This window comes from Prolixibacter bellariivorans ATCC BAA-1284 (assembly GCF_000621705.1).
GTDB lineage: Bacteria > Bacteroidota > Bacteroidia > Bacteroidales > Prolixibacteraceae > Prolixibacter > Prolixibacter bellariivorans.
The window spans coordinates 289,827-305,726 of record NZ_JHXO01000006.1; the positions used below are offsets into that span (position 1 = coordinate 289,827).

A 15,900-nucleotide genomic window follows, 5' to 3' on the forward strand; every position below is an offset into this window, starting at 1 on the left:
GTAAGATTTCTTATGTGGGTAGTGAATCAAAAATGTTTACGTAATACCTGCCCGACGATTCGTAATCGGCTTTGACAGACTCAGGTCAAAACAAGAGCTGCCCCATTCCGGGGCAGCATCTTTCTATTAATCCACTTATGAAATTGTCCCGGACTAATAACCAGGATTTTGAGTCAGGTTGGGATTAACATCAACTGCAGACTGTGGAAGTGGATAGAGCTCTTTCGATGCATCTGTAGCCGGTTTTTCCTGCCATGCTTCAGTAAATTTACCAAAGCGAATCAGATCCTGACGACGTAAGCCTTCCCAGTAGAGTTCATAACCACGCTCTTTCAGAATATCGTCAAGTGTAAGCGATGCGTACTGAGGTAAGGTATGTCCCGGAGCACTTCGTTTTGATCGAAGGTAATTAACATCAGCCAGGGCACTTGCCTCATCGCCCATTCTCAATTCTGCTTCTGCACGCATCAGGTAAACATCAGACATTCGCATGATTGGAACATCATTAGGTGAAGAGAACTGGTCCTGTGTATCTGGATTCGGGGCAAATTTAACCACACGAATACCTGCATTCTCAGGAGAACTGGTCAGGTTAACTTCTGGAACAAATACTAGAGGGTCTCCATTACGCTGTTCCAAAGCTGTTCCATCCAGTCCGTATTGTTGGCCAACCAAAAATCCCTGGTTAAAACCTGTTTCACTTTTGATGCGATCATCATAGAAACGTACGTCATTTGTTTTATCCCAGGTATTAAAGAAGGTCGAAGTTGTAGAAGGACCGTTCCAACAACTAGTGATATTGCCAAAAGCCTGACTGTAGTGCAGTGTAAAGTTAACCCAAACACTACCGCTACCCATGGTCACATTGTCATCCATCGGAACACGCAAAATAAACTCAGGATGCTCCGTTACATCTTTCTGGAACATGGACCAATAATCATCAGCAATTGCATAACCATCATTATCAACGTCATTAATTAACTGGTCGCAATAGTATTTGCAACTATCCCACTTGGCTTCACCCGTATATACTTCATGGTTTAGGTAAACCTTTGCAAGTAGCGCTCGTACAGCACCTTTGGTGACTTTGGCGGAGCCCACCATTTCCTTGGTCGGTAAAGTTGGAAGAATGTTTTTCAGCTCAGATACGATGTAACTAACAGCTTCTGTTCTGTTTAATACCTGAGGGGTGGAAATAAATTCCAGGTTTGTTGTATCCCTATAGGAGACCTGACCAAACAGATCATTGATAAGGTCGATGTAGTAGGCCCGAAGGAAGCGAGCTTCGCTAATTTCCAGTTTTGTTTTTGCATTTTGGGGAAATCGACCAATGTAATACATCGCAATGTTAGCACGTGCATAACCTTGATTGAGTGCTTCCCATACGTTTTTCATACGGATGTGGTCAGGAGTCCAGGTTTGCAGATGTAGCTGGACCCATGCGCCGTTGTCGTACCAGTCAGAACCCCGTGTCGGAACGATTACTTCATCGGTTGAAACTTCCTGTAAGGCCCAATAGTCATACCATTCAATGGTATGCCGTAAACTGGCATAAGGAGGCTGAATTAATGCTACAATATTAGATGAATCATTTACCAGGTTGACACCCAGTTGTTCATCAAGCACGTTCTCATTGAGATTGGTACAGGCGATAGTTCCTAAAAGGAAGAGCACTGCACTATATTTAATTAACTTAAGCATTTTCATTGTAGTTGTTTTTAAACATTAGAACGTAAGGTTAACACCGAAAGTGAAGGTGCGTGGCTTTGGATATTGTGTGTAATCAATTCCCAGGGAGGGAACACCATCTTGGTTGGCATCAGTATTCACTTCCGGATCGTAACCGGAGTAGTTGGTTATGAGTGCCAGATTGTTCCCTGTAACATAGATACGCGCACTGCTCAGCCAATCGAGTTTTTTTGCGTCAAATGTGTACCCGACTGTAATGTTTGATAATCTTAAAAATGAAGCGTCTTCAATAAAACGGGAGGAGAAAGCATTGGAGTTGTCAGGGCTTTCATTTGAATAAAGTACCTCCTGGATGACATTGTATCCTTTGTCAAGCGCTCCTTTTGTGAACAAGGCATTTGCTGTATTATTGTACACCTTGTTTCCATGAGATCCATACCAGAACATGCTAAAGTCAAAACCTTTGAACTGGAGTTTAGAAGTCAGACTGTATGTGAAGTCAGGCAAGGCCGATCCCAGGTAATCTTTTACTTCATTACCTTCTCCATCTGTTTTATAAACGCTTTTGCCGTTGGAATCGAATCCCTGAAACATCATCCCATAGAAAGTTCCAATGGGCTCTCCGTTGGTAATGATTTGGACTCGGGTATCTGAAAGTCCTTGGCCACTTGCATTACCCGTTTCGATAAGTTTGACCGGGAGGTTTTTCACCTCATTCTTGATGTAGGAGAAATTACCTCCTATCTCCAATGTTAAATCTTTTTTCTGAAAAAGAAGCCCATTGAGTGAAAGTTCAATACCGTTGTTGATGATGTTTAGATTCGGAACATTTTGCCATTGATCGGCTGTCGGAGCAGGTTCTTGAGAGGTTATGTCCAACAACACATCATAGGTTCGCTTACGAAAATAATCGATGGTACCGGATAAACGATTATTCCAAAAACCAAAGTCCAGCCCAAAATCCGTTTGTTCAGTAGTTTCCCACTGAATATTTGGATTTGGAGTTCGAATGTAAGTAATTCCGGGAATGAGTGCACCATTGGCGTACCCATTGGCGTCATTGTGTGTTCCTACTGATAATAGCGATATTTTATCTTCAATTTCTTGGTTCCCGGTACGTCCCCAACCCAATCGCAGTTTTAGGTTACTAATGATCGTTGAGCTGCTTAGAAAATCTTCCTGAGAAAGTCTCCATGCCAGGGCTGCAGAAGGGAAAAACCCGTATTTTTTGTTCTTGCCGAATTTGGATGAACCATCATAGCGGCCAGTGAAGGTAAACAAGTATTTCTGCTTATAATTGTAGTTGATCCTGCCAAAGAAGGACTGGAGTTCACTTTCTTTAGCAGAAGATGAAACATCGGCATTGGAAAAGTTACCGTAACCTAAATTATTTGTGTACTTGATATCTTCCGATTCAAAACCGTTGACTTTGGTATTGTGTGTGGTTAGCTTAATGTATTGATATTCCTGACCAAGCAGGAAGTTAAATGAATGGTCTTTGCCGACGTCCATCAGGTAGGTAAGGTAGTTGTTGACCATCCGGTTGTTGGCTGTGATATTGTTAATATTAGCCTCTCCTTTATTAGATAGGTATGACAATTGTTTATTCTGGTTAACCCTACGTTCTGCATTGGTACGATCAAATCCAATATTGATTTTATATTTTAAATCCTTGATAATTTCATATTCTGCAGATGTGTTTGCCAATATACGGTCCGTCTGCGTACGGTCATCTATTAATTTAATCATGGCTACCGGGTTGCGCTGATCGATGGCATGTTGGTAGTAAGTTCCGTCTTCGTTATAGATTGGATAGGTAGGATTCAGCTTCAATGCTGTCAGAATGAGGTCTCCTTCGTAACCTGAACCACTCGATTCCGTAATCGGAGCACGCATATCTTCGATATGAGAAACGGTCAGGTTGGCATCCAGTTTCAGTCTTCCATTAAAAGCTTTTTGCGATACTTTAATGTTACCGTTCATTTTCTTCATACCGGTCGATTTCACGATACCTTCCTGATCGAGGTATGCAAATGAAGAGCGATAAGTGAAGTTCTCAGTTCCGCCACCATAACTAAGATTATGGCTTTGCGTAATAGCAGTTGTGAAGATCTCATCCTGCCAGTTCGTACTGGCACCCAGGTCGAGCAATTTGCTCCCATCGGCCTTTGTGTAGCTCCGAAATTCGCTTGGACTAAGTATATCGAGCTTTTTGCTAATTTGCGATACCCCCAGATAACCATCATAGGTAATGGTTCCTTTTCCTTGCTTACCTTTCTTGGTGGTGATAATGATAACACCATTGGCACCACGGGCACCATATATCGCTGTGGAAGAGGCATCCTTCAGGATGTCGATTGATTCGATGTCGTCCGGGTTCAGGAAACTGATAGGGTTCAGGTTTGAACCACTACCATAACCAGCGGCAGAACCTCCGGTAGGAGTGATGTTGGCATTGTCCAATGGTACGCCGTCAACGACATACAAAGGAGTTTGTCCTGAACGGATAGAGTTGGAACCACGGATTCGTACAGTCATTCCGGTTCCCGGCTCACCACTGTTTTGAGTAATGTTGACGCCCGAAACGCGTCCCTGCATCATTTCGACCGGAGAGGTGGCCACACTTTTGTTCATGTTATCCGCGGTCAGCCGGTCAGTGGCACCTGTCAGGTCGCTTTTGCGCTGAACACCGTAACCAACAGCTACAACCTCACCCAACTGAGTAGTTTCGGGCTTCATGATAATATTGAAGGTAGTCAGTTCTCCAATCGGCACCACCTGTGTGGAATAGCCAATGAAAGAGAATGAAAGATTTTTGGCATCCGCCGGAATGTCAAGCGAAAATTTACCATCAATATCGGTTACGGTACCGGTGGTTGTACCCGGAATAACCACTGTTACTCCCGGCAGTGCCATCCCGTCTTCATCAACAACAGTTCCCGAAATGGTTTTTTGTTGTTGGCCGAAAGTCGATACTTTCGGCATTTTGGGAGATTGTTCCGGCGCTTTAATGACGATCTGACGATCGTAGATTTTGTAAGTATTACCGGTTTTCCTGAAAACCTGATCGAGAATATCCTGAACAGATTCATTCCGGGCACGAACAGAAACCGTCCGGTTCAAATCGACAGCATTTTCATTATAAATCAGGATAAATTCACTGTTGTTTTCAATTTGATCGAAAACCTGTTTAACAGTGACAGATCTCAGGTTGAAGTTAAACATTACTTCCTGTGAGTAGCTTGTTGCCGCGTAGGTTGAGAGGGCGGCAAAAACGAAGACAACTAATAGCTTCATTTTGAGCAACAGATTAGGTGTACCCCCGGATGAAGGGCACAATTTCCTACAAATTTTTTTCATACATTTGGACTGTTAATGTGAAACTTATGTTACATTGATTTTCAGAAGGCTGGGAGTTGGCAGACTCCCGGCCTTCATTGTTCTAATTTCTCGGATTTAATTCATTTACTTTTTGATTAACGATTACCTGATTGCCCGAAATCCGGTAATCGATTGGTACGATATCTGATATGGTTGTTAACACCTGGTTTAATGAATCTTTAAGATCCAATTTCCCGGCAATTAACTCCGATGACGGGAAAGGCCGTCGGTAGATGAATTTAACATTGTAATATCTTTCCAGCCTTTTAAATACATCGTCAATTCGTTGTCCCGAAAATTGATACCAGCCATGTATCCAGGTAATGTATTGGTCGGCATTCGGTTCGGGAACGACTTTAAAAGCTTTGTTTGTTTTATCGAACGAGGCTTTGTGTCCCGGCATCATAACAATCTCTTTGTTCAGCAGATCGATTCCCTCAGCTTTTTTCAATGAGACCTCTCCATCGAGTAAGACCGTTTCAATATTTTCGTCAGAATCATAAGCTGAGATATTGAAACGAGTTCCGATGTCTTTTACGATGATTCCCTCGACACTCACCTCAAACGGCTGCTTATCGTTATGTTTTACTTCAAAATAGGCCTCACCAGTGAGGTAAACCAGGCGCTTTTTCCCGGTGAAACGTGTTGGGAAAGCAAATTTACTTCCGGCATTCAACCAAACTTTTGTCCCATCGGTCAGTTCGATGTAGCTCTTCTTCCCGTAAGGGATTGTTACTTCGTTTAGTCCCTGTCCGTTGTTATGTGCATCAAGTTGGGCCATGTTGATGACACTGTCGTTATCGATTTTTATTGCATCATCTGTATTATCAACCCGAATCGAGGATTCGTTTTTGCGAAGCGCAATATGCTGGCCGTTTGACAGGACCAGTTTAGCATCATTTCCGCCTTGTGTTGCTGAATTCTCAGAAAAATGGTAGATGCTGTCATCATTTCGTAGAACATGGTAACCAACACCTGCCAGAAACAGGGCAAAAACGACAACGGCGGCATATTTCAGGTATCCTCCAAAACGGATGAACTGCTTTCGTCGATTTATATTCTTGTTGTACTGTTGAATTTCGTTCCAAAGTTCATGTACAGTAGCAGACTGAGAATTTGTTCCATTCTCATGTAAAAAGAGGATGATTTTCCGTGCTCTTTGCACTTTCTCCTCAAATTCAGGAAACTGATTGGTATACTCTTTCCATTTTTCTTGTTTCTTTCCGTGCAGTATCCAAGCCCTAAAATGCTTGTTGTCAATTAGTTCCTCGGTGGTGTATTTTAGGTACTTAAGTTTCAATTGAATGTGTCTTTACAGTTATGCTTTTAAGTAATAAAGACACGATGGGGTAGTTTGTGGACAGAAAATTTTAAAAAAAATTAAAGTTAATTAACATTAACATGACTTCAGTAAAAAGAAAAGCATAATGTCGCTTGCGCTGAGTACTTCTCTGAGTGTTCTCAATGCTCTGAAAACCATCTTTCTGGCTGAGTCATACCTAATGGACATGATGTCACAAATTTCAGGGTAATCAAGTTCACAGGTAAAACGATAAAAAAGGATCTCGCGTAGCCTCGGAGAGAGTTCATTTAGTCCTTTTAAAAGTAATTGTTCGTTTCGTTCCCTGTTTTCACGTTCAATTAGGTCTTCCTCATGCGAATATACCGATGAAAATTTCGGTTCGGTTATTTCTGTTACCTGGTGTAAGGATTTCTGGTCTTTTTGTAATGTTTTTATTATTTTGTTTTTCAGTGATTTAAGAAGATAGAACCGGATATTGTCTGTGTCACCAAGACTTTCTCTATTCCTGATTAAATCGAAAAAAAGTTCTTGAATAGCATCTTTAATTAAATCTTCATCCCTGGAAAACTTCCGACCATAGCGAAATAGTAGATCGATGTGATGATGGTAAATATGGGAAAGAGCATAATCTTTGCTCGATTTGAAGTCATTCCATATTTTGCGATCATCTGTCATCGAGAGAAATGCGTTGTTAACAACGCTAAATATAGGACTTTTCCTTAGAATATAACAGTGAAGTTAGATGTTTGCCGTGTGCGAAAACAGTATTATTACATGTTAAATAACAGGAAGTTACCGTATGTGGATGTCGCTTAAAGTCCTGTTCGAAAAGTAGAATAAGGGCACAATTTTGATGGCAAATTTCAGTCTAATCTTCTTTATTCCGTACGTAAATCAGGTTTGATTTACCTCTCTGATTAGCACGTTGCTCAATCTCGAATTTGTTAATTGAGTTAATTAGTGGAGTCAATTTCTGATAGCCAAAGTTACGAGGATCGAAATTAGGCTGTTTCTTGAGTAGCAACGATCCAACATCACCCATAAATGCCCATCCGTCTTCATCAGCGGTATCGTTAATCGTTGATTCGATTAAGCGAATTACTTTGCCCGTGATTCTGTCAAACGTCTTTTTCTTTTGAGGTTTTCCTTTCGTACCGGCAATTTCGTCAGCTTTGGAATCGGTGTCGGAATCTTCCTGCAAGATTTCGATATAAATGAATTTGTCACAAGCTACAATGAAAGGATCGGGTGTTTTCTTTTCGCCCATGCCGTAAACTTTCATTCCAGCCTCCCGGAGACGGGTAGCAAGTCGGGTAAAATCACTATCGCTCGAAACCAGGAAGAATCCGTCGACTTTCTTGGAGTAAAGAATATCCATCGCATCGATAATCATGGCCGAATCGGTAGCATTTTTACCGGTGGTGTAGCTGTATTGTTGAATAGGGGTGATGGCATTTTCAAGAAGAACTATTTTCCAGCCGGCAAGGTTCGGGCGTGTCCAGTCGCCGTAAATGCGTTTGATGGTAGCATTACCGTATTTGGCAATTTCCTGCATCATTTCTTTAACGCGTTTGCCGGGAACATTGTCGCCATCAATTAATACAGCCAGTTTTGTCTCGTCTGAAGGATTCATATTTGTGTTGTTAGCAGATGAATGGATGTTCGTTCCTCAAATGTTTCAGAAAAACGGATCAGTCTTTCCATACGATTTTGTCTTCGATAGATTCTCTTCCATTTGCCGGAAACGGGCGGTTAGCATAACCCAGGAATAGAAAGCCCATCGATTTCTGGTTTGGTTTCAAATCAAGAGGATTGCCCAATAGATTACTAAACGGTGGAGTAGCCCAAAAAGCACTTAAACCAGCCGCAGTGGCTGACAGCCAGATGTTTTGAACTGCCATAGAGACAGCGGCCATTTCTTCCCATTCGGGAAGACGGTGTTCTGCATCGAGATTGGCGACAATGGCAATAGCTACCGGCGCTTTCCGGAAATGTAAAGCAAACTTGTTCACTTTATCGGCAGGAACGTCGGCCCCGTTTTGTTGCGCCTGTTCAAGTGTGTCTTTAACTTCGGCAACGAACTTTTCTCTGCCTTCGCCACTGTAAACAATGAATCTCCAGGGCTCGGTCTTTTTGTGATTGGGAGCCCAGTTGCCATTTTCAAGCAACTGCCTGATGAGTTCTTTTGGAACTTCCTTGTCGTTAAAAAAACGGGTTGGATGTGTTCTTCTCTCTTTGATTAATCGGGTAATATCTTCCAGGTTCATTTTAACTTGTTTTAGGGTATTTCGTATATAAAACAGTCAAAAAGGTCAGAGGTTTCGTTTTTCCATTGTTCCCACTTGGAAAGGGCTATTTTCGTCAGTCTTCGGAATAAACAGATTCCGGATTTTTCTTTTTCTCAGTGGCTTTGTAGAGGTATTCCATCATATACGATGCCGCAATAATTCCCAGAGAAATCATCATTCCAGTGAAGTTATTGTTCAGTTGGTTTTTCAACAGAAAGAGAAAAGCGATTGTACACATCGTAAAACCGGCAATTGATATATACCGCTTGGAAGCGGTCTCTTTGTATAACCTGACGTTAGCCAGGTTGACAATCGCAAAAATGATGAGGAAGCCGGCGCTTCCCGACGTTGAGATGCTTTCCAGGTCAAGGGTGTTCGCAACCAGTAACGTTAAGACCGAAGTAAATAGAAGTCCCACAGGTTGGTTCCAGAAATGTTTGGTGAACTCGTGCGGTAGTTCGTCATCTATTCCTAGTTCATAGTTAACACGGCTTCCGCCGAAAAGAGTCGAATTGATGGCGGTGAAGGTTGAAATCATGGCTGCCAGCGTGATGATGGTAAATCCCACTTGTCCCAGTTGCGGTTTGGCGGCTTCGGCTAAAACATATTCCTGAGCCTTCTGAATTTTATCGAACGTGAGTGAAGCTACTGTAACGAATGAAATAAGCACATAGAGTAAAATGACAATGGAAATAGCGATGAAATAAGCTCTGGGAATATTTCTTTTTGGATTTACGATGTTGGGTGAGGCATTGGCAATTAACTCGAAACCTTCGTATGCAACAAAAATAACCATACCGCCACTGAATAATTTGACCGGTCCGGTCCAGTTACTGAATTCGAACTGCATCAGATGATTAGCATGAAACAGTCCGTAACCACCTATCAGAATAAATAGCGTGAGAATTGTCATTTTGATATAAACAGCAACCGATTCAGCTTCGGCTACAACGCGCACGCTCAGGTAATTTAGGATGGTAGAAAATACAATGATTCCGGTAATAAAAATATGCTTGTTGAGCGTACTGTCACTGACGATATGAAACAAATTACCGGCATAACTGCCGAATGCTGAAGAATATAGCGAAAGCATGATAATATAGCTTATCCATAACAGGTTATTGGTGCCTCCACTGAAAATGGTTTTACCAAATGCCTGGTTGACAAAATTGACCGTTCCACCCTTACTGGGATATTTTAGCGAGAGTTTGGAGTAAGCATAGGCCGTTAACAAAGTGATGATTCCGGCCAGCATAAATGCGACAGGTGTTCCTCCTTTGCTCAGTGCGATGGCCAGACCGAGAACGGCAAAGATACCTCCGCCAACCATGCCTCCAATGCCCATCGAAATAGCTTCGCCTAGTTTTATGTCATCTTTCCTCATATACTTTAGAAATTAATTTTGTTTGTAATAATACAAATTAGTTTATTGAAAAGTTCCTTAAGGTGTTGGTTCCTTTTCGGTTTTTAGCCTGATAACGAACAGCGCAAGTAGTATCATAAAGAAGGCAACGCCGGCGCCGGCAAAAAATGCAGTAGTAATTCCTCCGAGAGTGTAAAATACTCCGATGAACAGCGGCCCGAGTGTTTGTCCAAGTCGCAGAACCATACTATTGATGGACATGAATGCAGCCCGTTCCTTCATGGGGGCAAAACCAACCAGAAGGTTCTGAATTCCCGGAATGGCCATTCCGTGCCCAAGGCCGAAAGTGATAACAGGAATCAGAAGTATTAGCCAGGAAGAAGCGAAGGACATGAAAATCATAGTAATCAAGTAGAAGATAAAACTAAAGATCAGTTGGGTTCGCGGCTTAAACCATCTGTTAATGCTTTTTAGCTGTGAAGAAGTCAGAGCGGTAACGACGGAGAAACCAGACATCATCAGTCCAATTTGAAGAGCATTGGCGTGTAATCTCTTTTCAAGCAAGAGTGGAAAATAGGAGAGGTAGGCTCCATACAAAATGACGAAAATGAGGATATTCATAACAAATAGGCCCCATACATCCCGCTTGTTAATGTTTTTCCACGTACGTTTCAGGTAAGTTTTTAAGTCGGGTTGCTTGTCGGGTTCCGGATTTTTCAGGCGGGTTAAAACCCAAAAGGCCACAGGGACTGCGAGAACAGGCAGTATAAAGGGATATTGCCAACCGTACATGGCCAGTATTCCGCCAATTGCCGGATACGACGCTGTTCCTATACTTAGTACGCTGGCGTTGTATCCCATGGCAGCTGCACGTTGTTGCCCTGCAAACAAATCGCCAATGATTGTAATGTTCAGGCTTCCTAATGACGCCGCCCCAATACCTTGAATGAAACGGAGGGCCAGCAAAACATGAAACGAACGAGTGAACATGCAAGCCAGACCTGCTATTCCGAAAAGAAAAAGTGACGGAACCAGAATATTCTTGCGTCCCAGTCGGTCGGCTAGAATACCGGCAAGCGGAGTTAGTAAAACACCTGGCAGAGTAAAAGAGGTGATGAGTAGCCCGACTTCGGCGGGGCTGATTTTAAAATAACGAATAACGTCAGGGAAAGCCGGTGTAATGCTGGCTACACCCATGACGGCCATTAGTGTAATGAAAAAGATGATATGAAGGTTGGGGTTTTTAAGTAAAGGCGCCGCTTGTTGAGGTTCTTTGCTCATTACGTGTGGTTTCAATTCAGGATTTCTAAGTTAGGGAAATCTGAAAGACGAACAAGTATGGCGAATTGAGAATAGAAGGTTGGCATGATAAGACGAATACAAAAAGGGGAGCTGAATAAACAACTCCCCCTGTCTTATAACTAACCTATGGCTGTTAGTTGTAAGCTGATTCTCCGTGTTCGTAGATATCCAGACCTTCCTCTTCGATCCGGCGCGAAACACGCAGGCCAATAGTTGATTTCAAAATCTTGAACAAGATGAATCCTGTTCCCATAGCCCAGGCCATAACGGCAAGTACTCCAATTGCTTGAACGCCCAATAAGTGTGCTCCACCGCCATAGAACAAACCACCATTGGTAGAGAATAGACCAACCATCAAGGTTCCGGCGGCTCCACCCAATCCGTGAACCGATACTGCACCCACTGGGTCGTCTATGCGTAGTTTCTGGTCGATAAATTCAACACCAAATACCAGGATGATTCCGGCAATAGCACCAATCGCTATAGCGCCACCTGGAGTAACCGTGTCACAGCCAGCTGTAATGGCAACAAGTCCTGCCAAAGCACCGTTCAGGGTTAGTGACAGCGACGGGAATTTATAACGTCCCCATGATACGAACATGGATGACAAAGCTCCCGCAGCTGCGGCCAGGTTAGTAGTAATAAAAATTAACGAGATGGCATGAGAATTATCTGATCCGGCAGCGGCAAGCTGTGAACCAGGGTTGAATCCAAACCATCCAAACCACAGAATAAATACGCCAAGGGCTCCGAAGGTGAGGTTGTGGCCAGGAATGGCTTTCGATTTGCCGTTGTATTTCCCGATACGGGGTCCCACCATAATGGCACCTACCAGACCTAACCAGGCACCAACAGAGTGAACAACGGTCGAGCCGGCAAAATCATGAAAGCCAAGTTCCGAAAGCCAACCTCCTCCCCAGACCCAATGGCCTGAAACAGGATAAATAAAAAGGGTTATAACAATACTGAAAATTAGGTACGTACTAAATTTAGTCCGTTCAGCAACGGCACCGGAAACAATCGTAGCCGCAGTAGCTGCAAATACGGTTTGGAAAAACAGGATGGCTAAATCCGGAATGTCATTCCCGTAACTTGCAGTGAAGAAGAGATTCGGTTTACCTATAAGACCACCGATGTCGCCGCCGAACATGAGACTAAATCCAACCAGCCAAAAAGCCAATGAACCAACGCTGAAATCCATCAGGTTTTTCATTAGGATATTGGCGGTGTTTTTTGCCCGGGTAAAACCAGCTTCGACCATCGCAAAGCCAGGCTGCATGAACATGACCAGAACGGCTGCCACGAGTACCCAGACAGTATCGAGTGAGGTTGCGTTGGAGCTAACCGCCGACGCAATATCTGCTATTTTCAAAGTTTCTTGCATAATCTAAAATATTGAGTGTTTTGGTTTCCGATTTTACTCCTCCAGACCTTTAATAAATAAGGCCTCATCACCAGACTCACCGGTCCTGATACGGTAAGACTCTTGAATGTCAACGACGAAGATTTTACCGTCGCCAATTTCTCCAGTCTGTGCTGTATCCAGAATGGCTTTTACTGTTTTGTTCACATTTTTGTCGCGTACAATAATCGAGAGTTTGGTACGCTCAATGGAACTCGTGTCGTAAACCACTCCGCGATAGACTCTTTCCTGTCGGGCTTGTCCGATGCCCCGAACATCCCAGTACGAGAAGAAATCAATCCCTACTTCTTTGAGAGCTTCTTTCACCTCATCGAATTTTGTTTTGCGGATAATTGCTTCAATTTTTTTCATGTGTATGCGATTTTTTCTTGATGATGGTTTAGAGAGAAATACCTACGACGAAAAAGATTTGCTCTTTGTCGGGGTTGACAATAACGCTGCCGGTAACAGGCAGTGAGAACTTTTCGGTAATCGGAATTTCTTTGGAAGTTGAAATGCCAATGTTGACTACATTGAAATTGGTATCGGTGGTGTAGCTTTCGTTTCCGGCTCCTACAAACAGGTCAACCTTTTTAAAGGAGTAACCGGCTTCGAAGTATAAGTCGTTGTTTTGATTCAGGTAGTAGTATCCCGAAAGGGAGAAATCTCCTAAGGCTTGTGATGCGCCAATTTCGTAAGTGTGGTATTTATTACTAAAATCAAAATAGTTACCTGTGCTTCCTGGTTCAACCGGGAAATAGTAGTTGGTAAATGTGAAGCTTAATCCTGAATCGAAAGCATAACTCATGTAAAGGTCAGCTTCGGTTCCTCCGGTGTTGGCGCTGAGCGAATAGCTACCCCATGCACCGATGGCAAATCCACCAACCGAATATTCAACGGTAGGTTGTACAACCGGCGAGTTACCAAAATCGGTACCCCTCCAGATGTAACGGTTGTAAAGGTCTGCTCCGACATTCCAGGAGCCTGTTGATTCTTGAGCCATGCCTGCAGTAGCAATAAGCAGTAGCAGTGATGAGAAGATTACAGTAACAAGTTTTTTCATTTTGAGCATTTTTTAGGGTTGAACATACATTTAAAGTTTCCTTCCTGAGTTGTCTATTATTTTTTGTATTGGTGCTGGTTTTTATAGGGTATAATTTAAAAATTCGATAAAGAATAAATTAAAACCCCTAATTGAGTGGGGGTGTGATGTCAAAAATATACTTAAATTTTATTTTATCATCACAAAAACAGGGGGTGGTGTCATCAATTAACAAAAATTTAAAAGAAGGTCCCAAATTGGTAGGTAAAAATGATTATTTGTGACAAAATGATTGTAAATGGATTTTTGTATGGGGTAAATGTTAAGTTACTGGTTGTTTGAGTAGATAGAAGTATAAATTGTGTGATTATATTAGTTCCTCACTCGTGGGGTGTAAAAAAAGGGGGACAGAAGAATTTTTATCAATTCATGACGAAATAGGGCGAATAATTAAGGGATCATAAAATTTTTCCTGATTAAAGGTCAATCTGTCGTTATAAATCGTCCTTTGTGCAAACTTCAATTAACTTTGTTTGGCAAATCCTAATATTAAATAACATGAAACTTTGGGACAAGGGATATAAAGTCGATGCACTAATTGAAAGATTTACAGTTGGTAAGGATGTAGAGATGGATTATTCGCTGGCTGAGTTTGATGTGCTTGGTTCACTTGCGCACATTCATATGCTGGAATCCATCAATTTGCTCGAGGACGATGAGCTGACGGTTTTGACAAACGAACTACGCAATATATATAAGGAGATCAAAAATGGTGAGTTCGTTATCGAGGAAGGGGTGGAGGATGTACACTCCCAGGTTGAGATGTTGTTGATTCGCCGTTTGGGTGATGTTGGTAAAAAAATTCATAGCGGGCGCTCCCGGAACGATCAGGTGCTTGTCGATTTAAAGCTTTTTACCCGTAACGAATTAAAGGCTTTGGTAGAGAAAATCGAGATGTTGTATCGTACGCTTGTTGCCCAGAGTGAAAAGTATAAAGAGGTGCTGATGCCCGGTTATACGCATCTCCAGGTGGCTATGCCTTCGTCGTTTGGTTTGTGGTTTGGCGCTTACGCTGAAAGTTTGATTGACGATTTGATGCTGGTTCAGGCTGCTTACCGTGTGGCCGACCAGAATCCGTTGGGCTCTGCAGCGGGGTATGGCTCTTCTTTTCCACTTAACCGGCAGATGACAACAGACCTTCTCGGATTCGATACCATGAATTACAATGTGGTGTATGCGCAGATGGGAAGGGGAAAGACAGAGAAAACAGTTGCCTTTGCGCTCTCTTCAGTCGCTGCGACACTGGCGAAACTGGCCATGGATGTGTGTTTATATATGAGTCAGAACTTCAACTTTGTCTCTCTACCAAAGGAATTAACAACCGGTTCCAGTATTATGCCACATAAGAAGAATCCGGACGTTTTTGAGTTATTGCGTTCACATTGCAATAAGATGCAGGCTCTTCCCAATCAGATAACGCTGATGATTAATAATTTGCCCAGCGGATATTTCAGGGACCTTCAGTTGGTAAAAGAGGTTTTCATTCCGGCGTTTGCCGAATTGAACGACTGTTTGGAAATTGCCAATTTTGCGATTGCGAACCTCACGGTGAATGAGTCCATTTTGGATGATGAACGTTATAAATATATGTATAGCGTAGAGGAGGTAAACCGGCGGGTGCTTTCCGGTGTACCGTTCAGAGATGCCTACCGGGAGGTAGGGGAAGAGATTAACAGAAATGAATTTGAGCCTGATAAGATGGTTCATCATACACACGAAGGCAGCATTGGAAATCTCTGTTTGGAAGAAATCAACCGGAAGATGGAGGGAGTCCTTCACGGATTCTCCTTTGGAAAGGTTGAAGTTGCCTTTCAACGGTTGTTGGGCAATGAATGATGAGTCGTTTTGAACAATTTGCTCTCAAAAAAGCCTTTTCAATAACGGAAAGGCTTTTTTTGTGCAATTAATCATTCATATTATAATAATATTGGGTCTTTCTATTAACGAAAACTTAATACGTTCGGATATGCGCTTATAAATCACTCTGTTGCATGTCTGTCAATCGGCTAACCTACCCCAATTCAGGGCTTTCCAGCTCCCCATGCGGTACCTCCGTTATTGGAATTACAA

Annotated in this window: 12 protein-coding genes; 1 reads left to right on the forward strand and 11 read right to left on the reverse strand. The window is 42.6% G+C overall.

The window, feature by feature from the left end:
- Positions 1-153: 153 nt before the first annotated feature.
- The 11 genes from T426_RS0106745 to T426_RS0106795 all read right to left on the reverse strand — a co-directional run bounded on the left by T426_RS0106745 (position 154) and on the right by T426_RS0106795 (position 13,791).
- Positions 154-1,707 carry a RagB/SusD family nutrient uptake outer membrane protein gene (locus tag T426_RS0106745; RefSeq protein WP_027585448.1) on the reverse strand — a complete coding sequence of 518 codons (1,554 nt, stop codon included), beginning with the start codon at positions 1,705-1,707 and terminating at the stop codon, positions 154-156.
- A gap of 18 nt (positions 1,708-1,725) precedes the next feature.
- A complete protein-coding gene (locus tag T426_RS0106750; protein ID WP_234406444.1) occupies positions 1,726-4,986 on the reverse strand; it encodes a TonB-dependent receptor in 3,261 nt (1,086 codons plus the stop codon).
- A gap of 145 nt (positions 4,987-5,131) precedes the next feature.
- Complete coding sequence (locus tag T426_RS0106755) at positions 5,132-6,370, reverse strand: FecR family protein (RefSeq protein ID WP_025863402.1); 1,239 nt, start codon at positions 6,368-6,370, stop codon at positions 5,132-5,134.
- Positions 6,371-6,466: 96 nt separating this feature from the next.
- Positions 6,467-7,048, reverse strand: coding sequence for an RNA polymerase sigma factor (locus T426_RS0106760; protein ID WP_027585450.1), 582 nt, complete (start codon positions 7,046-7,048; stop codon positions 6,467-6,469).
- Between the two features lie 193 nt (positions 7,049-7,241).
- Entirely contained in the window at positions 7,242-8,006 is a 765-nt protein-coding gene (locus T426_RS0106765) for an NYN domain-containing protein (protein WP_025863404.1), read from the reverse strand.
- A 58-nt stretch (positions 8,007-8,064) separates the two neighbouring features.
- Positions 8,065-8,640 (reverse strand): nitroreductase family protein, encoded by a 576-nt coding sequence (locus T426_RS22985; RefSeq protein WP_025863405.1) that lies wholly within the window; start codon positions 8,638-8,640, stop codon positions 8,065-8,067.
- A 94-nt stretch (positions 8,641-8,734) separates the two neighbouring features.
- Positions 8,735-10,045, reverse strand: coding sequence for an APC family permease (locus T426_RS0106775; RefSeq protein ID WP_027585451.1), 1,311 nt, complete (start codon positions 10,043-10,045; stop codon positions 8,735-8,737).
- Between the two features lie 57 nt (positions 10,046-10,102).
- Positions 10,103-11,305, reverse strand: a complete 1,203-nt coding sequence (locus T426_RS0106780) for an MFS transporter (RefSeq protein WP_036984205.1) — start codon at positions 11,303-11,305, stop codon at positions 10,103-10,105.
- 154 nt (positions 11,306-11,459) lie between these two features.
- On the reverse strand, positions 11,460-12,710 hold the full coding sequence (locus T426_RS0106785; protein ID WP_148303684.1) for an ammonium transporter: 1,251 nt from the start codon (positions 12,708-12,710) through the stop codon (positions 11,460-11,462).
- Between the two features lie 33 nt (positions 12,711-12,743).
- Positions 12,744-13,100 (reverse strand): P-II family nitrogen regulator, encoded by a 357-nt coding sequence (locus T426_RS0106790; RefSeq protein ID WP_025863408.1) that lies wholly within the window; start codon positions 13,098-13,100, stop codon positions 12,744-12,746.
- 28 nt (positions 13,101-13,128) lie between these two features.
- Entirely contained in the window at positions 13,129-13,791 is a 663-nt protein-coding gene (locus T426_RS0106795; protein ID WP_148303685.1) for a TorF family putative porin, read from the reverse strand.
- A 537-nt stretch (positions 13,792-14,328) separates the two neighbouring features.
- Here T426_RS0106795 and argH point away from each other — a divergent pair.
- Complete coding sequence (gene argH / locus T426_RS0106800; RefSeq protein WP_025863410.1) at positions 14,329-15,666, forward strand: argininosuccinate lyase; 1,338 nt, start codon at positions 14,329-14,331, stop codon at positions 15,664-15,666.
- The last annotated feature ends 234 nt before the right edge of the window (positions 15,667-15,900 follow it).

Coding starts and splice junctions, on each gene's coding strand:
- T426_RS0106745 (WP_027585448.1), bottom strand. CDS start 1,707: ATGAAAATGCTTAAGTTAATTAAATATAGTGCAGTGCTCTTCCTTTTA.
- T426_RS0106750 (WP_234406444.1), bottom strand. CDS start 4,986: ATGAAGCTATTAGTTGTCTTCGTTTTTGCCGCCCTCTCAACCTACGCG.
- T426_RS0106760 (WP_027585450.1), bottom strand. CDS start 7,048: ATGACAGATGATCGCAAAATATGGAATGACTTCAAATCGAGCAAAGAT.
- T426_RS0106765 (WP_025863404.1), bottom strand. CDS start 8,006: ATGAATCCTTCAGACGAGACAAAACTGGCTGTATTAATTGATGGCGAC.
- T426_RS22985 (WP_025863405.1), bottom strand. CDS start 8,640: ATGAACCTGGAAGATATTACCCGATTAATCAAAGAGAGAAGAACACAT.
- T426_RS0106775 (WP_027585451.1), bottom strand. CDS start 10,045: ATGAGGAAAGATGACATAAAACTAGGCGAAGCTATTTCGATGGGCATT.
- T426_RS0106780 (WP_036984205.1), bottom strand. CDS start 11,305: ATGAGCAAAGAACCTCAACAAGCGGCGCCTTTACTTAAAAACCCCAAC.
- T426_RS0106785 (WP_148303684.1), bottom strand. CDS start 12,710: ATGCAAGAAACTTTGAAAATAGCAGATATTGCGTCGGCGGTTAGCTCC.
- T426_RS0106790 (WP_025863408.1), bottom strand. CDS start 13,100: ATGAAAAAAATTGAAGCAATTATCCGCAAAACAAAATTCGATGAGGTG.
- T426_RS0106795 (WP_148303685.1), bottom strand. CDS start 13,791: ATGAAAAAACTTGTTACTGTAATCTTCTCATCACTGCTACTGCTTATT.
- argH (WP_025863410.1), top strand. CDS start 14,329: ATGAAACTTTGGGACAAGGGATATAAAGTCGATGCACTAATTGAAAGA.